Here is an 18,159-nt window from a genome sequence, read left to right as displayed (position 1 = left end):
GGGGGCGGTATACATGGATGAAATAACATTATCTATAAATTTAATTTGGATGATGCTCGGTACGATTTTAGTCTTCTTTATGCATGCAGGATTTGCAATGGTTGAAGCTGGCTTTACACGTTCAAAAAACGCTGTCAATATTATTATGAAAAACTTCCTAACTATATCACTTGGCGGTATTGTCTATTTTCTCTGTGGTTACGCTATTATGTTTGGTGATTCAGTTGGCAGTATCTTCGGTGCAAGTGGCTTTGCCTTAAATGGTGTAGATAATCTTTCCTTCTTTATTTTCCAAACGATGTTTGCAGCAACTGGAGCAACAATATTATCTGGAGCGGTGGCAGAACGTACTAATATTCTTGCTTATATCGGCGTTATTATTCTCATGTCTTCACTTGTTTATCCTGTTGTAGGTCATTGGGTTTGGAGTGGTCAAGGTTGGTTAACAAATCTTGGTTTTATCGACTTTGCTGGCTCTACCGTTGTTCATTTAACAGGTGCAGTTGCGGCATTTGTAGCAGCGGTAATGGTCGGTCCACGTCTCGGTAAATATGAAAATGGTCGTGTTAACATTATTACAGGACATAGTATTCCATTAGGAGCTTTAGGCGTATTTTTACTTTGGTTTGGTTGGTTTGGCTTTAATGGTGCCTCAACATTAGCTGCTGATCCTAAACTTGTTCCTGTCGTAATCGCAAATACATTTTTCGCTGCTGCTGCTGGAGTTGTGGCTACTGCCCTTTATACGAAATTCCGATATGGTCATATCGATGGCTCACTCACATTAAACGGTGCTTTAGCAGGGCTTGTAAGTATTACTGCTGGTGCCGCTAATGTTAGTATTGTCGGTTCAATTATTATCGGATTAATTGCTGCTCCATTCTTAGTCGAGGGAGTCCGCTTCATTGAATGGAAATTAAAAGTCGATGATCCTGTTGGTGCAATCGCCGTCCATGGTATATGTGGCATTTGGGGTACTCTTGCAGTTGGCTTGTTTGATATTGGTGGTCAAGGTTTATTTTACGGTGGTGGTTTTGGCCAATTAGGAGTGCAAGCCATAGGAGTTATTGCTACAATTGCTTGGGTTAGCGTTTCGGTTGCAGCTGGTCTACTTATAATAAAAACCTTTGTGCCATTACGTGTTTCTGCTGAAGAAGAAGTCACTGGTCTAGATGTCATCGAACATGGTGCTCCTGCTTATGAGTTTCAGGATATTTTCAAAGGCTCTGCCGTTCGAGGAGAAACATTTGCTCACCGTCTAACTCATTTCGGTAAAACAAATAATAATGTCCAAGAGGAACATGTATAGTGTTTATTGAGCTCCGGCTTCTTTAATACAAAAACAAGAATCTGCAATACCTTTAGCGAGCTGTTTCCCAAAAGGTATGTGCAGATTCCTGTTTATGCTCTCTCTAGCTCCAATAAAAATTCTTTCATAGCTAGTCCACTACGAAAGCCTGTTAGCTTACCATCTTTTCCAATTACACGATGACATGGAATAATCGCCAATATCGGATTGGCACCAATTGCACTGCCTACAGCTCTTACTGCTTTCGGATTACCGATACGGTGTGCAATATCTGAGTACGTTGTTGTTGTACCATATGGTAGCCCCTTCAAAGCTTCCCATACTGCTAGTTGAAACGGTGTCCCTTTGACATGTATTGGCACATCAAATTTAGTAAGTTCTTTATTAAAATAAGCCTTTAACTGCTTAACATATTGCTGTAACTTTTCTTTATTCTCTTCAAAACGATAGCCTTTAAATGGCTTTTTTGCCCAAACTTCCACCTCTTCAAATGGTGCATTCGGTGTTCCGATATATACAAGTCCTTCATCTGAAGCAACGATATACATATTCCCTTGCGCATATGTTAATGTATCTACATATAATATATCCATTCTCTATCTCCCTTAACTTAATTTACCCATTACCTGTAAAATATTATTTAGCTTCCCTTTGTTTCATGCTACAGTTATTTTACCTATTAGTATAAAGGAGTTTTAACTTTATGAATACATCATATGAGCCTGCTATTCATTTTCAACACGTCACCTTTTCATCGAATGACAAGATGATATTAAATTCGATTACTGGTTCTTTCCCAAAAGAAAAAATCACTACATTAGTTGGCCCTTCAGGTGCTGGAAAAACAACTCTACTTAAATTGTGCAATGGACTATTATCCCCTACAGATGGTCAAATATTAATTGATAATCAAGACATTTCTACATACGAGCCAACCGCTTTAAGAAGACATGTGAGCATGGCCCTTCAAGCGGCACCTATGATAGAAGGGACTGTATTTGACAATCTTGCACTTCCTCGTTCGCTACAAGGAGAAAAGCTTACAGAGCAAGAAGCTATCCAATATTTACGAGACGTTGGACTCGATCAAAGCTTTTTACAACGCCCTACGAATAAATTATCAGGTGGACAACGACAAAAAGTCTCTATTGCAAGAACACTTATTAATCAGTCCTCCATTTTATTGCTAGATGAAATCACATCTGCACTAGACCGTCAATCCGTGCAAGAAATTGAGACACTGATTGCTACAATCAATAAAAAGTTTAATGTCACTATCATTTGGATAACTCATAATTTACAGCAAGCGCTGACAATCGGACACTACACTTGGGTCATGATGGACGGAGAACTTATTGAAACAGGAAAAAGCTCCTTGCTTAATGCACCTAAAAATCCACGTGTCGTTGAATTTGTACAAGGGGTGAATATATGACGTATACTTCTCTTTCTTTAACGTTAATTTTTGTTTTAATCCCTCTTCTATTGTCAAAAACCTTAAAGCTAGGACTTGAAAAAGATACACTCATCGCTACTATTCGCTCTATTATTCAACTACTTGCCGTCGGTTATATTTTAAAATTTGTCTTTGATGCTCAAAGCTATAATTATATTTTCCTTATGGTTGCTTTAATGATTATAGTAGCAACACTAAATGCTCGTAAAAAAGGGAAAGGCATTAAAGGTATTACATGGAAAATAGCACTGACACTCATTGTAGTAGAACTTGTTACGCAAGGAGTATTGCTTGGTTTTGATATTGTACCTGCAACAGCTCAGTATATTATTCCAATTAGCGGCATGATGATTGGTAATTCAATGATATTATCGGTTCTGTTTTTAAATCGTTTTACTTCGGAAATTGCAAGTCATCAGAACGAAATTGAGTTAATTTTATCACTTGGCGGTACACCAAAACAGGCAATTCGTAGACAGCTAATGAATGCGATAAAGGCAAGTATGATTCCTACAATTGAAAGCCAAAAAACAATTGGCCTTGTTCAATTACCAGGTATGATGAGTGGCCAAATAATTGGTGGAGCAGATCCTATTCAAGCGGTACAATTCCAACTATTAATCATTTTCGCCCTGCTAACAGCAGCGACATTATCTAGCATAATGATAGGTTTTTTAAGCTATCCTGCTCTTTTTAATGAGCGTATGCAAATACTTGAAGTGAAATAATTGTTATAGTAAAAACAATATTTATTTTCTAAATTGTGTTATAATATAGAAAAAAGAAATGCAGTGAGGAGAATGACCATGTTATTACGCGATTTTTTCATCCATTTATCTGAAAACCAACTATTAAATAGTGCTGCAAAAAAATACGGACTAAAATTAGGAGCACAAAGTGTAGTAGCTGGTACAAATATTGAAGAAACAATTGCGAGCATCAAAGAGCTTAACGCACATAAAATCTCTTGCACAGTAGATAATTTAGGAGAATTTGTTTCGACTGAAGAAGAAGCAACAAAAGCTAAAGAACAAATCCTTGCTGTTATTGATGCTATTCATGAGAATGGCGTTGATGCACATATTTCGTTAAAGCCATCTCAATTAGGTTTAGATATTGATGTTGATTTTTGTTACGATAATTTATATGAGATTGTAGAAAAAGCAGCAGCATATGATATATTTGTTAACTTTGATATGGAAGACTACGGTCGTTTACAAACATCCTTTGATATGGTGGAAGAGCTATCGAAAACGTTTAATAATGTAGGTACTGTTATCCAATCTTACTTTTACCGCGCTAAGGACGATATCGAAAAATTCAAGGACTATCGCCTTCGTATCGTAAAAGGTGCTTATAAAGAGCCTGCTGAGGTTGCTTTCCAAGATAAATTAGATATTGATTTAAATTACATCGAGTTAATCGAATATCATTTACTACATGGTAAATTTACGTCCATCGCAACACATGACCATAATGTTATTGCACACGTAAAACGCTTTGTAGCAGACAATAATATTCCACTTGATAAATTCGAATTCCAAATGCTTTACGGCTTCCGTACAGAAATGCAAAAAGAGCTTGCAAAAGAAGGCTATAACTTCTGTGTATATGTACCATTCGGCGAAGATTGGTACGGCTACTTTATGCGCCGTTTAGCGGAGCGTCCTCAAAATCTTAATCTTGTTACAAAACAAGTATTTACGAAAAAAACGAACACAGTCCTTGCTGTTGCGGCAGGCGCATTCGTTCTTGGACGTTTAACAAAACGTAAAAAATAAGGTCCCACATAGAAGCCAGAAGCTTAAATAATAAGCTTCTGGCTTTAGTTGTGGATATTCAAACTCTGATCTCTCAAGCATAAAAACTTCTCATAAAAATAATCAGTCGGGATGAAAAAAGCCCCACTGATTATTTTTATATTATTCAACATGTAACGCAATGGCTGAAACAATTGCTTCTGCTGCATACTCCCATTTACCATCAATAAAACTACCTAATTTTTGCCCAAGTTCTTGTATCATTTCGAGCGTAACTGGGATATCATTCTTTTGTGCTAATGTAGCAAGAAATGGTGCTGATAAACTTGTCCAACCTCCACGGTCAATTTTAATGTCTACTTTCTTTACTTCTCCATTTTCTATATCAATACGGTAGTATAACTGATCATCTGGACGCCAGCTCAAGTGATGGGAAATCTGCCCATCCACAACTGTTAGATCATTCTTTTTCGAAATTGAAGCTGGTTTTACATTAAATTCATGACCTAGTACATTTAATTTTTTTATTTCAGGACCGACTAATGCCGCCTGAACAGCTAGATCCATATTACTTTGTAATGGGATATCTGTCTCCGTCTCAACTACTGGATCAACCATATCGTTGCTTGCAGCAAAAACCGCTGAAGGATATGCACTAGTTAGGGCAAAAGTTGTTGCTAATAATGCTGTTGATGTAACTTTCATAATTTTTCCCATGATCATTTCAATCCTTCCTATTAAAATATTTATAGTTTTCTAAATATTATCATTTATAGTCTAAATAGTCAATATTCTAATATATTTTTTCAATAAAAAAGGCACTGAATTTAAATGATTCAATGCCTTTTGTCTTCCTTCGGTATAAGGTTATCATGTTAGGTTCTTAAGCTATTTATTTATTCCACCCTTTTTCTTTAAAGCGTGCAATGGCTTCAATACGATTCCCAACATTTAATTTTTCTAAAATAGTAGAGATGTAATTACGAACAGTCCCTGCCGATAAAAATAATTCTGCAGCAATTTCTTTTGTCGTTTTTCCCTCTGCAACAAGTGTCAGTACTTGGCTCTCTCGATCAGTTAAAGGATTTTCACTATCATCCTCATAGACAAAATCAACGAGTTCAGGCGCATATATTCTTTTGCCGTCCATAATTGTACGAATGGCAGTGACCAATTCTTCTATCGGACTATCCTTTAGTAGGTAGCCACGAACGCTTGATTTTCTTGCACGTTCAAAATAACCCGGCCTTGCAAATGTCGTTAATATAATCACTTTACAATCAGAACCTGTACAATGCAGTTCTTCGGCAGCATCCAATCCAGTTTTCACTGGCATTTCAATATCCATAATACAAATATCAGGCTGATGCTCTTCAACAAGCGCCAATGCTTCTTCACCATTTTTTGCTAATCCGACAACCTCCATATCATCCTCCATACTAAGTAATGAACGAAGTGCGCCTAATAGCATACCCTGATCTTCAGCAATTACAATTCGTATCATGTCGCAAACCTCTTTTCTATATGTTCTTCAGATTTTCTTTGACCTTCTGATGCGTAATCGCCACTGGAATCGACACTGTTAATGTAGTGCCTTCTTCACTTTCGATTTTAAAAGAACCATTTATAAACTCTAACCGTTCTCGCATTCCCTTTAATCCGTTACCTGTCTTCCAAGCTTGCTTTTTGGTGATTCCTTGTCCATTATCACGAACAACTAAATATACTTCCTTAAAATTTTGATGGAAAGCAATTTCACATTTTGTAGCACCACTATGCTTTACGACATTATTAACCGCTTCTTTTAAGCACATTGATAATACATTTTCTACAAGTGGTGGAACTTGTAAAGTATCTTTATCACCGTCAAATACAAACTCCATTTCCGCAGCCTTTAATATTTGAGAAATACGCATAAGCTCATCCTCAAACCTAGCTGTTCGCATATCCGATACTAATTCACGTACCTCTTTTAATGCGATACTTGCCGTTTGACGAATATCTTTAATCTCTGTTAGAGCTTGCTGTGGGTCACGTTCAATTAATCTTGAAGCCAAGTCACTTTTTAGGCCTATCATCGATAACTTTTGACCGAGTGTATCATGTAAATCCCGAGCAATACGTTGGCGTTCCTCAAAAACAATTAACTCAGCTATTCGTTCATTAGCAGTCTCAAGCTGACCCTCTAAATTTTCGCGTTTATTTTTTGAATAAATCGTTAGTGGGAGAAGCACAACCGCTAGTATTGTTAAAACAACAAATGGTAGTTGTGATAAAAATAAGTGTAGCTCTACGAAAAAGCCAACACCTGTAGAAATAACCGTAAAGCCAATATGTAGTCCATACATAATATAGAAGCCAACAGGTTTACGAATATTTCCAATGAAGAAAGCTGTAAAAATCGATAAATACACATAGCCATATAGTATGGTCATAACGATATTAATGACCATTTCAAAACTAATCCACATATAAACAAGACCGTTTTTCGAATTCATGGAAAACCGATAGAAAATAAAATATAGCATTAAAAATGTAATACCTATTGATATTTCTATATAAGATGATTTTCTAAAAATGAAGAAAAACGGTAGGAAACAGAAAATAATCCACAAATATATACTGAGCATTGGACTATTCGGAATAATACTGTGCGATTTCCTCAACATAATCTCACGCTCTTTCCTACTTTTCCCTTATTATAACAAGAAAATTAATTTTATGCCTGTACATGGTTTTTACCATGACAGCTGTAAATTACATATTAATTGCTTCATCCACAATATATGTTTTATTTACGTAAAACAGCCATCCCTTCGACGAGATGGCTGAAAAAATTCTACTAAGCAGCAACACTGCCCCTTGCTTTTCGTTTAATTATTTCATTAACTTCTTTAAAGCTTACAAACTTACCTTGGTCTTCATCGTATAGCTTATAGCGTAATGATTCTAAACTTGTACGCAATGTTATTGTTGTCGCCGTGTGTAATGGCGGTGTTTCATTATGCGCTTTTTCAAGGTTATAGTTTGGTACACGAGGTGCTAAATGATGTACATGGTGGAAGCCAATATTGCCAGTAGCCCATTGTAATAGCTTCGGTAATTTGTAATACGAGCTACCTTCGACAGCAGCCTTTACATAATCCCATTCTTTATCATGCTCAAAATAAGAATCCTCGTACGTATGTTGGATATAGAATAACCAAATACCAAGTGAACCAGCAACAAATAGTGTTACACCCTGTACTAATAAAAATGCTTGCCAACCCATAAAGTAAATTAAAGTTATACAAATTCCGGCAATAACGACATTTGTTAAATATGTGTTAAAGCGTTCCTTCTGTTTTGCATCTTTACGATTAAAGCGATTTAATATTAATACCATAAATAGTGGACCTAAGCCGAACATTACGAACGGATTGCGGTAAAAACGATACCATAAACGTTGTCCTTTCGATGCTTGTAAAAATTCTTCCACTGTCATCATATCAATATCACCGATACCACGCTTGTCTAAGTTCGAGCTAGTTGCGTGGTGAATTGTATGTTCACGCTTCCATTTTTCATATGGGAATGATGTTAACACTCCAGTTACAAAACCAACCCAGTCGTTTGCTTTTTTACTTTTGAAAAATGAACCGTGTGTACAATCATGGAAAATAATAAATGTTCGTACGACAAAGCCAGCAGAAATTACACTTAACCCAACTGTTAGCCATGGTGAAATATCCATTAACATATAACCAGCTACCCATAGAGCGATTAAAGGTACAATTGTATTCGCCATTTGAAAAATACTTTTAACTGTATCAGACTTCGCATATGGTGCTACATCCTGGCGCAGTTTTTTTGTTTTTTCTCGATCAGTTGCCATTGTTTTTACTCCCTCGTTTCCTTTTTCCTTATGACCTCATCATAAAACAAGAGTGTAATCATGCAACAGAAGCAAACATCATAAAAAGGATATGACATTTGTCATACCCTTTCTATGCTTTTGGTTCAGTTAACTGTAACTGATAAAATGTAAGATCTAGCCATTGATCAAATTTATAGCCTGCATTTTTAATTGTACCTACATATTCAAAGCCTAGTTTTTCATGTACTTTAATGCTTCCGATGTTTTCACCATCAATGCCCGCTACAAGTGTCTTCACACCTTGCCCTTTAGCAATTCGAATAAGATCCTGCATTAATTGTGAAGCTATCCCCTTTTGATAATGATCCTTATGCACATATACAGAGTGCTCCATTGTGTGTTTATAACCTGGATATGGACGGAACTGACTATATGTTGCAAAGCCGGCTACTATGCCATTTTCGTCAAAGACTAGCAGTGGATTACCAAGTGTTTGCTGTTCCTTGAACCATTGTCTTTTTTCTTCTAACGATTGTGTTTCATATCGATAAACAGCTTTGCTAGTTAATATAATGTCATTGTAAATATCTAAAACCCCAGATATATCTTTCTCTTCCATTAATCGAATCATCATGCTCACGTCCTAACCATCAATTATGCCTCGGCATAATTGCTACTATTACATAAGATTTTACTACTTTTTCAAGCATCACACATTAAAATATCGAGCATCCGGATGTGCAAAAACAATTGCTGAAACAGACGCTTCTGGCTCCATCATAAAGCCTTCCGTTAAATGTACACCAATGTCTTCTGGTTTTAATAAGCCGAACAATTTTTCTTGATCCTCTAGGTTCGGACATGCTGGATAGCCGAATGAGAAGCGCTGTCCTTGATATTTTGCCGCGAAACGATCACGCATTGTAAAATCTGTCGCATCTGGGAAGCCCCACTGGTCGCGAATTTCTTGGTGCATACGTTCCGCGAAGCCTTCCGCAAGCTCAAGGGCTGTAGATTGTAATGCATGGCTTTCAAGAAATTTTCCTTCCTCTTTTAGCTGACGAGCCTTCGCCATAACCCCTTGCCCTGCTGTTACCACCATTAAGGCAATATAGTCCATTTCACCGCTTTCAACTGTTTTTAGGAAATCTGCAAGACATAAAAACGGTTCAACTTGCTGACGAGGGAATGTAAAACGTTCAATTTCTGTTTTGTTATCTGTTGGATCATAAACGACTACGTCATCCCCATCGGCTTGAGCAGGGAAAAACTGATAAACACCCGACGGCTTCAATAGGTCACTTTGTAAATACTCGTCGACTAAATCCTTTAACTGTGTAGCCCTTTCATCGCCAGCATCAAGCAACTGCTGTACTTGACCCTTTAAACCTAGGTGATGTCCAAGTAATGTCCGCATATTAACATATGGGTATAAATGCGAAACAGCATATTCTCTCTTTACATGGCGTCGCACATCTGCTGGAAGAAAGACAGACGCTTCCTTGATTGTGCGTACAGGCTTTATAGTCACTTCTTTGATAGGGCGAGCCGCTCTTTTTTCGTCTGCCTCTAAGCGTTTTTCACGAGATTCCTTAATTTCAGCTAAGAAATCTGCACGTGTATCTTTCCCCATTAACCGATTTGCCTGCTCTAATCCTTGCATCGCATCTTTTGAATAAATGACTGGTCCACTATATTCACCGGCAATCTTTGTTTCAGTAAAGCGACGAGATAATGCCGCTCCCCCTACTAAAATAGGTACGTCAATACCGGCCTCCTTGAAATCTTGTGCTGTAATGACCATTTGCTGTGCTGATTTCACAAGTAAGCCTGAAAGTCCGATAAAATCTGGCTTCTCCTTGCGAATTGCTTCTATTAATTGGGCGGGTGTTACTTTAATACCGAGATCAATCACCTTATAGCCATTATTACTTAAAATAATATCGACAAGATTTTTCCCAATATCATGCACATCGCCTTTTACAGTTGCAAGTACCATCTTACCCTTACCAGCACTCTCTTCATCTTTCTCCATAAATTGCTCTAAATGTGCCACCGCTGCCTTCATTACCCCTGCTGATTGTAATACTTCTGCTACAATGAGCTGATTATCGTTAAATAAGCGGCCAACCTCTGCCATTCCATCCATTAATGGTCCATTTATAATATCAAGCGGTGTATCAAAAATTTCACGAGCAGCATCTAAATCTTCAATTAGACCTTCCTTTGTACCCTCTAAAATATAGTAAGCTAAGCGACCTTCTACTGTTTTCGGAATATCTGCCTCTGTTTTTTCCTTCTTTTTATCACGATAGAAATCTGTGAAGACAGCTAAGGTTTCTTTATTTGTATTAAAGAGTAAATCATTTGCTAGCTTAATTTCCTCCTCAGGAATTGATGCATAGCGTTCTAGCTTCTCCGTATTAACAATTGCATAATCTAAACCAGCCTGTGTACAGTGATATAAATACACGGCATTTAGAACTTCACGACCTACTGGTGGTAATCCGAATGAAATATTACTTACACCAAGCACCGTTAATGTACGTGGCATTTTTTCTTTAATAAGGCGAATTCCTTCTACCGTTTCAAGTGCCGAGCCAATATACTGCTCATCTCCCGTACCTACTGGGAACATTAATGGGTCAAAGATAATATCTTCAGGAGCAATACCCCACTTTTCTGTTAACAATTTATATGAACGTTCGGCAATCTCTAGCTTACGATGTCGATCAATCGCCATGCCTTGCTCATCAATTGTACCTACAACTAAAGAGGCACCATATTTTTTCACTAGGGGTAAAACTGCGTCAAAACGCTCCTCTCCATCCTCTAAGTTAATAGAATTAATGATGGCTTTCCCTTGAGAAAACTTAAGTGCTTCCTCAATTACCTTTTCATCTGTTGAGTCAATCACAAGAGGTACTTTTACTTTTTTTACAACCTCCTGCATAAAGCCACGCATATCCGCTAATTCATCGCGGTCAGGATTTGCTAAACAAATATCGATCACATGTGCTCCATTTTTCACCTGAGCACGTGCAATTTCTGCTGCTTCCTCAAACTTCCCATCAATAATTAAATTTTTAAACTTACGAGAGCCGATGACATTTGTTCGTTCTCCAATAAATAATGGACGCATAGAATCGTCGTACACCAATGGCTCAATACCTGATACGACATGACCATGCGTTGCATTTGGTAATTGTCGAGGCTTTTCGTCCTTAAGCACCTCTCGAATAGCAGCAATATGTGCTGGCGTTGTACCACAGCAGCCTCCAACAATATTAAGCCAGCCCTTTTCAGCAAAGCCTTTTAGCTTTTGCGACAATGATTCAGGTGACTCATGATAGCAACCTTCCTCGTCCGGTAATCCTGCATTTGGGTAACAGCTAATATAGCCTGTTGAAAGCTCTGCTAGAGAACGAATATGATCAGTCATAAATTCTGGTCCAGTCGCACAGTTTAAGCCAACTGACAATGGCTTTATATGCTCGATGGAAATATAAAAAGCATCAATTGTTTGACCGGCCAGTGTCGTTCCCATCGGTTCAATTGTTCCTGAAATCATCACAGGTAGCTCTTTTCCAGTTGCTTCGAAGGCACGAGATACTCCCAATGTTCCTGCCTTAACATTCAACATATCCTGACTAGTCTCTAGCAATAGAACATCCGCTCCGGCTTCGATTAATGACTTAGCTTGAAGATAGAAATTTTCCTCTAGCTCATCAAATGTAATTCCACCTGTAACTGACAAGGTTTTTGTAGTTGGCCCCATTGCCCCAGCTACAAAACGTGGCCAATCGGATGTTGAAAACGCATCTACTACTTTACGTGCAATTTCTACAGCACGTTTGTTAATTTCTTCTGCCTTCGCACCAAGATCATATTCATTTAATACAAGTGGTGTACCTCCAAATGTATTTGTACAAATAATATCTGCTCCAGCCTCTAAATATTTTCTATGAACTTTTTCAAGCACATCTGGTCTAGTTAGTACAAGATTTTCATTACAGCCATCATATTCCTCGCCGCCAAAATCCTCTGCTGATAAATTTTCATTTTGTAGCATTGTACCCATTGCGCCATCAAGAATTAAAATTCGTTTTTCTAGTTGCTCTTCAATCAAGTGCTTAGCCATTTATACTTACCCCTTTTTTCTGTTCATCCAATTGCTCAATAAATTTCATTAATTCTAGCGTCATATCATAGCGTAAAAATGGTGTGATGAGGTAAATTCCATTGAAATATTCCGCTACTACTTCTACTAATTCCTTGGCAATTGCAATCCCTTCTAGTGTTGCGCGTTCCTTATCATCGCCACAAGCCTTCATACGTGATAACGCATCATCAGATAGTTTGATGCCTGGGACTTCATGGTGTAAGAACTCCGCACTTTTATAGCTCGTTACTGGCATAATACCTATATAAATTGGAGTTTCTAAATGCTTTGTCGCCTCGTAAATTTCCACGATTTTTTCCTTTGTATAAACAGGCTGTGAAATAAAATAATCTGCCCCATGTTCAATTTTCTTCTCTAATCGAGAGACAGCACGATCTAGTACACGTACATTAGGATTAAATGCAGCCGCTACAGAGAAATTTGCCTTTTTACGAAGTGGTTTCCCTGAGAACGATACACCTTCATTTAACTGTTTTATTAATTGAATTAGCTCCATTGAAGATACGTCATAAACGCTAGTTGCTCCTGGGAAATCGCCTACCTTTGTCGGATCTCCAGTAACTGCTAAAATATCATGAATCCCTAGTGCATTTAATCCCATTAAATGTGATTGAAGACCAATTAAATTACGATCTCGGCATGTTATGTGTGTCAACGGGCGTACCCCGTGCGTTTCTTTCAGCAAGGCACCCATTGCGACATTACTAATCCTTGGAGAAGCGAGTGAATTATCTGCCATCATGACTACATCCGCGCCCGCCTCATATATTTTTTTTGCACCTTCAATAAAGCCTTCAATTTCTAAATGTCTCGGTGTATCTAACTCCACAATAATCGAGCGTTCGCGTTTTACTTTTATATGTAAGGGTTCATAATTTGCTGGCTCTGCCTCACGGACAACCTCTACTTTTTCTGGCTTTGCATACTTTTCCTCAACCGGTGATAGCTCTTCTAAGTACTTTTTCGCTGAGGCAATATGCTTTGGTGTCGTACCACAACAGCCACCAATTAAACGTACCCCTTGATCACGAAGCTCTACAGCCGCTCGGCCAAAATAATCTGCCTCCGACTCATAAACGACACGGCCATCCTCCAAATCAAGAAGAGAGGCGTTCGGATACGCTGACATAAATGCCTTCTCAGGAAGCTCTACACCTTCAAATGCTTGTATAGTATGGTGAGGACCTAAACGACAGTTAACACCCACGATATCAGCGCCTAACGCTTCAAGTTCATGTAAGGCGTTATTTAAGCTCATTCCATTTTGTAATATTCCGGGCTCGTGCATAGAAACTTGCGCAATGATAGGTAATTCCGTTTTAGCTCGTAGCATTGATAAAGTCGCTGTTAGCTCTTCAAAATCATAATATGTTTCAAGTAAAAGACCATCTGGATTTCCTGCAAGTAAAACAGTTGCCTGCTCATCAACAGTTGCTAAAATTTGCTCTAACGTTGCGTCACTTTTTCGAATACCACGGATTCCCCCAATAGTACCCAGAACAAATTGTCCACCATCTGCCGCTGCTCGTTTCGCAATAGTTATAGCGGCTTCATTAAACTGCTGTACACGGGATTCTAATCCATAGCGGGCTAACTTTATGGCATTAGCTCCGTATGTGTTCGTTTGAATAATATCTGCACCAGCTGCTATATATTCTCTATGAATCTTTTCAATTAATTCAGGTCTCTGTACATTCATTTCCTCATGGCAGTACTCCAAGCCATAGCCGTACAAAACCGTACCAATTGCACCATCTGCTGTAAGAACATGCGTTTTTAACCTTTCAATCAATCCCATAAAATTAGCCTCTCTTCCCTTATCTATATCAATTATGCCTCGCCGTAATTGCGTCCAGAATCGGCTTTGTGCTTAGGCCTGCGTGAGGGACGACACGATGTCGGTCATTTCGGTAATGCCACAGGACGTGGCGTTATTACAGATGCAGGTCAGTTAGCCGTTATCGCATGGATGCGATGATTTTAGGCTAACATCCTCTAAGTACTCCTTTCCGATTCCGTAACATCCGCCGGAGGCTTTAGGCCAACACGACGTTGGTCACTCAGGCGTTTTCACAGGACGTGAAGCACTTAGCCTGAGTTCCTCTATTTCAGCGGATGTATGGACACCCGCTGAAAAGTAACTTAAATCCGGATTCATCTCACCACCTATAGAGGTGGGAGACTTCAGCTGAAAGAAGTTAAAATAAAAAAGCCTTCTTTCACAAAAAAAGAAGGCTTTAACGTTTCGTAATTGTTTTCCTTCTCATCTTCGACACAACGGTCTTCTGGATTTAGCACCTGACAATAAAGTTGGTTGCTGAAGCTTCATAGGGCCAGTCCCTCAGCTTCTCTTGATAAGAATTTAGTATGAATTTTTTAAATAATTAAAAGAATCATAACGTTTACAGACGATTGAGTCAAGACTATTTCACTGAACAAAGGATAATTTTTACGAAAAATATTATATTTTGATTTATATCAAACATTTACGATAGTTTTCCAGCAAGTTCTTCACCAATTTTTTTACCATTTTGAATACATGCGCCTATGCCTACTCCAAAATAAGAGCATCCCGCTATTGATAAATTTGGATAGTTTTTCTCAAGTTCTTGTGAGAGGCCTTGCAATGCTTCACGATGTGCCAAGTCGTACTTCGGCATCTGGTCGATCCATTTTGTCACGCCAACAACAGTTGGTTTCTCCTCAATCCCCAAGCTTTTTCTTACATCCTCAAGAGCAACTGCAGCTAACTCTTCATCTGTCATCATACGCAATCTCTCATACTCAGGGTTAATGCTCTTATAAAAAAGTCGTACAAGTAATTTCCCTTCTGCTGAAGTGTGTTTCCACTTGCGACTAGTCCACGTTGCTGCATTACATATAACATCCGAATTATGTGACACAATATAGCCTGTTCCATCTGCAGGTAATCTATTATCGGGTACATCAAACCCTAAATAAATAGTAATGGCGGATGCCGTATTAAATTGTTCAAAATAGTAGTTCAAAGATCCATCCTGTAATAAGCTTTTTACCGATTCATTTGGCAGTGCCAATACAATATGATTTGCTTCAATCATTTTACCGTTTGCTAATGTAACAGAATATTGATTCTCCTGCTTTTTAACGCTAGTAGTGGCAATCCCTTTTATAATTTCTACATCCGTTAATGTTTCTTCAAATCGATCAATTAGTGATGATAAACCATTTTTAAATGAAATAAATTTTTTATTGGCTGCTTTCACAAATTGTTCTCTGTTTGCATCGAAACCTTTAATAATACTACCGTAATCGTTTTTGTAATCGATTAAATACGGTAAAGTAGAAGCAATTGAAAGTTGATTTAAATCTCCAGAATATACACCTGCAAGTACAGGAGCTATTTGGTTCTGAACAAGCTCCTCACCTAAATAATACGTTAAAAATTCCCCAATCGAGCTTTCCTTTGTAAACCTTTCATTTGGCATTGTTAAATCCTTTAATGCTACTTTTTTACCTTCCTCTGATACAAGCGTGCTTTCCTCAAGAGATTGCAAGCTCATAGGAATACCGAACGTTGAGTCTGCTGGGATGGCATGTAGCTCATTATTTGTGTAAATATACGAAATACCTGTTTCGTTGTACACAAGATTTTGTTCAAAATTTAGTTCCTCTACTAACTCCATGACACCTTTATGACGAGCTACAATAGAATCTGCTCCTGTTTCCATGATGAAGCCTTGTTCATATGCAGAGTGAATCTTGCCACCAAGGTATGTATTTTTTTCAACAAGTACAAGTTTTACATCTAAGTTTTTCTCCTGAACTTGGCGTTGTAAATAATGCATCGTACACAATCCAGTTATTCCGCCACCTAATACAACAACTGTTTTCATATTGACCGCCCCTATTTTTAGTTCTTTATTTAGTATAAACTTTTTTTATCGAAAATTACGCTAAACCCTTTACAAATTTAGCAAAAATGGAGCTATCCAACGCATTGGAAGCTCCATTTTTTTCACAATCGATTAGTATATATCTGCTAGAGGCTTTTATCTACCTAACGGAAATTATATATTAACAGTTGATATAGTGTTATTTGTGCCCTAAAGTGTGTGGCGCTAAAAAAATAGGAAACAACAATTTTCTTTGCCTTTTGCTTTTCTCTTAATTAATTTAAATTTTGAGTAAAGCTAGCTAATTTTCCAGCCGAATTTTTCACTTCGTTAAAGGCAATACCTAATTCATTGAGTACTTCTACTATTGCTTGTACTTCTTTTTCCATTCGACCATTTTGATCTTTCGCCTCAGTCATAGCTTCTAATATGTTAGTAAATTGTCCTTCAGTTTGAACCATATTTTCTTCACCAGATGCTACCTCTTCTTGAATATTAGTAAGCGAAAGAACAAGTCTATCTGTCCGCTCATTTGTTTTATGTAGTAACGTTGCTACCGATGTGACAGATTCTTTCGTCTGAATCGATAGTTTTCGCACCTCATCTGCAACAACACTAAAGCCTTTACCCGCTTCTCCAGCACGAGCCGCTTCTATTGCCGCATTTAAAGCCAACAAGTTCGTTTGATTAGCAATATTTGTTACAACATTCATAATCGATTCCATTTCCTTTGACATATCTGTCAACTGTGTAATATTTTCTGCTATATCATCAAGTGAGGATATAATATTACTCATATTTTGCGATTGACTCTTTAACCGTTCACGACCTTCTAATGCCTGACTCTCAGCCATAGTCGACACTTGAAGTGATTTTTTCGCTAGTTGTTTAATCTCATCTGATTGTCCACTTAAGCGATGAAATGAATTGTTTGTTTCCTGAGATATTGTGGCAAGACCTTCCGAAGACTCTACGATTTCTTGCTCTATTGCTTCTTTTCTACGTTCCATTTTTTCATGAAGTTGCTCAATTGTATGCTCAAACGCCTCTAAAACCAACTGTTGCTCAAAATTAGAAATTTTTGAGATGGCGCGAATTGTATTAAGCTGATCCATTGGATGATGAACATGTTCTTCAACTAAGTCAATAAATGATGCCGTTAAATCTTGAAAAGCACAAATATACCATTGTGTTTTAAGCCCGATATGGACATGTACTTTAGCAATTTTAATTCGTCTTTGATAAAATTCATCATCAATCGTACCATTAAACATTTCAATAATATGACGTCGTAAAGTAATTTTCAATTTCTCCACAGAACTATGTCTATTAATAATATCTACTAAGCAACGATCAGTTCCAATCATTTCATAAAATCGATCAACAATATTATCAATATCGCCTTCTACAAAAGGTTGAAAGGCTTTTAAATATTGTAAATCCCGCTTTGTCAATTTGAGTAAATCAATTTGCTTTTTTATTGACTGGCAATTCGCTATATCCATTTTTACAATGTATTGCTCTAAATCTAAAGCAGTTGTCTTTCTCTGTTTTTGAAAAATCACACATTTACCCTCTTTCATGTCGTGTACTTTTGAAAAGCTGAGAAAAATCTAATTCCGTCCACCAAAAATATAAGAGATTTGGAAGGCTCATCCCAAACTTTCGATGATAAGCCATTAGGATGTTAGTTAACCAGTTAACCAGTTAACCATTATTA

At 37.7% G+C, this 18,159-nt stretch carries 14 protein-coding genes and 1 riboswitch; of the genes, 4 read left to right on the top strand and 10 right to left on the bottom strand.

Annotation, left to right across the window (positions count from 1 at the left end; all coding sequences use genetic code 11):
• Nucleotides 1-13 precede the first annotated feature (13 nt).
• The gene (locus tag JNUCC51_RS14465; protein ID WP_337988638.1) at nucleotides 14-1,309 is read left to right on the top strand and encodes an ammonium transporter; all 1,296 of its coding nucleotides are present in this window, start codon (nucleotides 14-16) and stop codon (nucleotides 1,307-1,309) included.
• A gap of 92 nt (nucleotides 1,310-1,401) precedes the next feature.
• On the opposite strand, the gene JNUCC51_RS14460 is transcribed toward JNUCC51_RS14465, so the two are convergent.
• Nucleotides 1,402-1,902 carry a methylated-DNA--[protein]-cysteine S-methyltransferase gene (locus tag JNUCC51_RS14460; protein ID WP_337988637.1) on the bottom strand — a complete coding sequence of 167 codons (501 nt, stop codon included), beginning with the start codon at nucleotides 1,900-1,902 and terminating at the stop codon, nucleotides 1,402-1,404.
• A 110-nt stretch (nucleotides 1,903-2,012) separates the two neighbouring features.
• On the opposite strand from JNUCC51_RS14460, the gene JNUCC51_RS14455 reads away from it, so the two are divergent.
• From JNUCC51_RS14455 to JNUCC51_RS14445, 3 genes are all read left to right on the top strand, one after another.
• Nucleotides 2,013-2,744 carry an ABC transporter ATP-binding protein gene (locus tag JNUCC51_RS14455; RefSeq protein ID WP_337988636.1) on the top strand — a complete coding sequence of 244 codons (732 nt, stop codon included), beginning with the start codon at nucleotides 2,013-2,015 and terminating at the stop codon, nucleotides 2,742-2,744.
• On the top strand, nucleotides 2,741-3,493 hold the full coding sequence (locus JNUCC51_RS14450) for an ABC transporter permease (protein WP_337988635.1): 753 nt from the start codon (nucleotides 2,741-2,743) through the stop codon (nucleotides 3,491-3,493). Before JNUCC51_RS14455 ends, JNUCC51_RS14450 begins: the two co-directional genes overlap by 4 nt.
• Before the next feature lie 78 nt (nucleotides 3,494-3,571).
• Nucleotides 3,572-4,546, top strand: coding sequence for a proline dehydrogenase family protein (locus JNUCC51_RS14445; protein WP_100543404.1), 975 nt, complete (start codon nucleotides 3,572-3,574; stop codon nucleotides 4,544-4,546).
• 141 nt (nucleotides 4,547-4,687) lie between these two features.
• On the opposite strand, the gene JNUCC51_RS14440 is transcribed toward JNUCC51_RS14445, so the two are convergent.
• From JNUCC51_RS14440 to JNUCC51_RS14400, 9 genes are all read right to left on the bottom strand, one after another.
• A complete protein-coding gene (locus JNUCC51_RS14440) occupies nucleotides 4,688-5,248 on the bottom strand; it encodes a methyltransferase (RefSeq protein ID WP_337988634.1) in 561 nt (186 codons plus the stop codon).
• A 169-nt stretch (nucleotides 5,249-5,417) separates the two neighbouring features.
• Nucleotides 5,418-6,029 (bottom strand): response regulator transcription factor, encoded by a 612-nt coding sequence (locus JNUCC51_RS14435; protein WP_134025011.1) that lies wholly within the window; start codon nucleotides 6,027-6,029, stop codon nucleotides 5,418-5,420.
• Nucleotides 6,030-6,045: 16 nt separating this feature from the next.
• Nucleotides 6,046-7,194, bottom strand: coding sequence for a sensor histidine kinase (locus JNUCC51_RS14430; RefSeq protein WP_443136953.1), 1,149 nt, complete (start codon nucleotides 7,192-7,194; stop codon nucleotides 6,046-6,048).
• 173 nt (nucleotides 7,195-7,367) lie between these two features.
• On the bottom strand, nucleotides 7,368-8,399 hold the full coding sequence (desA, locus tag JNUCC51_RS14425; protein WP_337988633.1) for a Delta(5) desaturase DesA: 1,032 nt from the start codon (nucleotides 8,397-8,399) through the stop codon (nucleotides 7,368-7,370).
• A 112-nt stretch (nucleotides 8,400-8,511) separates the two neighbouring features.
• On the bottom strand, nucleotides 8,512-9,012 hold the full coding sequence (locus tag JNUCC51_RS14420) for a GNAT family N-acetyltransferase (protein ID WP_337992239.1): 501 nt from the start codon (nucleotides 9,010-9,012) through the stop codon (nucleotides 8,512-8,514).
• A 78-nt stretch (nucleotides 9,013-9,090) separates the two neighbouring features.
• Complete coding sequence (gene metH / locus JNUCC51_RS14415; protein WP_337988632.1) at nucleotides 9,091-12,522, bottom strand: methionine synthase; 3,432 nt, start codon at nucleotides 12,520-12,522, stop codon at nucleotides 9,091-9,093.
• Nucleotides 12,515-14,362, bottom strand: coding sequence for a bifunctional homocysteine S-methyltransferase/methylenetetrahydrofolate reductase (locus tag JNUCC51_RS14410; protein ID WP_337988631.1), 1,848 nt, complete (start codon nucleotides 14,360-14,362; stop codon nucleotides 12,515-12,517). Before JNUCC51_RS14410 ends, metH begins: the two co-directional genes overlap by 8 nt.
• Before the next feature lie 462 nt (nucleotides 14,363-14,824).
• Nucleotides 14,825-14,925, bottom strand: a riboswitch (SAM riboswitch).
• A 125-nt stretch (nucleotides 14,926-15,050) separates the two neighbouring features.
• Nucleotides 15,051-16,439, bottom strand: a complete 1,389-nt coding sequence (locus JNUCC51_RS14405) for a protoporphyrinogen oxidase (protein WP_337988630.1) — start codon at nucleotides 16,437-16,439, stop codon at nucleotides 15,051-15,053.
• Between the two features lie 275 nt (nucleotides 16,440-16,714).
• Nucleotides 16,715-18,004, bottom strand: coding sequence for a globin-coupled sensor protein (locus tag JNUCC51_RS14400; protein ID WP_337988629.1), 1,290 nt, complete (start codon nucleotides 18,002-18,004; stop codon nucleotides 16,715-16,717).
• Between the last annotated feature and the right edge of the window lie 155 nt (nucleotides 18,005-18,159).

Source organism: Lysinibacillus sp. JNUCC 51, from assembly GCF_015999525.1.
Classification (GTDB): domain Bacteria; phylum Bacillota; class Bacilli; order Bacillales_A; family Planococcaceae; genus Lysinibacillus; species Lysinibacillus xylanilyticus.
The sequence above is the reverse complement of the archived record's forward strand: the minus strand, read 5'-3'. Positions and strand labels throughout refer to the sequence as shown.

Coding starts and splice junctions, on each gene's coding strand:
- JNUCC51_RS14465 (WP_337988638.1), top strand. CDS start 14: ATGGATGAAATAACATTATCTATAAATTTAATTTGGATGATGCTCGGT.
- JNUCC51_RS14460 (WP_337988637.1), bottom strand. CDS start 1,902: ATGGATATATTATATGTAGATACATTAACATATGCGCAAGGGAATATG.
- JNUCC51_RS14455 (WP_337988636.1), top strand. CDS start 2,013: ATGAATACATCATATGAGCCTGCTATTCATTTTCAACACGTCACCTTT.
- JNUCC51_RS14450 (WP_337988635.1), top strand. CDS start 2,741: ATGACGTATACTTCTCTTTCTTTAACGTTAATTTTTGTTTTAATCCCT.
- JNUCC51_RS14445 (WP_100543404.1), top strand. CDS start 3,572: ATGTTATTACGCGATTTTTTCATCCATTTATCTGAAAACCAACTATTA.
- JNUCC51_RS14440 (WP_337988634.1), bottom strand. CDS start 5,248: ATGATCATGGGAAAAATTATGAAAGTTACATCAACAGCATTATTAGCA.
- JNUCC51_RS14435 (WP_134025011.1), bottom strand. CDS start 6,029: ATGATACGAATTGTAATTGCTGAAGATCAGGGTATGCTATTAGGCGCA.
- JNUCC51_RS14430 (WP_443136953.1), bottom strand. CDS start 7,194: ATGTTGAGGAAATCGCACAGTATTATTCCGAATAGTCCAATGCTCAGT.
- desA (WP_337988633.1), bottom strand. CDS start 8,399: ATGGCAACTGATCGAGAAAAAACAAAAAAACTGCGCCAGGATGTAGCA.
- JNUCC51_RS14420 (WP_337992239.1), bottom strand. CDS start 9,012: ATGATTCGATTAATGGAAGAGAAAGATATATCTGGGGTTTTAGATATT.
- metH (WP_337988632.1), bottom strand. CDS start 12,522: ATGGCTAAGCACTTGATTGAAGAGCAACTAGAAAAACGAATTTTAATT.
- JNUCC51_RS14410 (WP_337988631.1), bottom strand. CDS start 14,362: ATGGGATTGATTGAAAGGTTAAAAACGCATGTTCTTACAGCAGATGGT.
- JNUCC51_RS14405 (WP_337988630.1), bottom strand. CDS start 16,439: ATGAAAACAGTTGTTGTATTAGGTGGCGGAATAACTGGATTGTGTACG.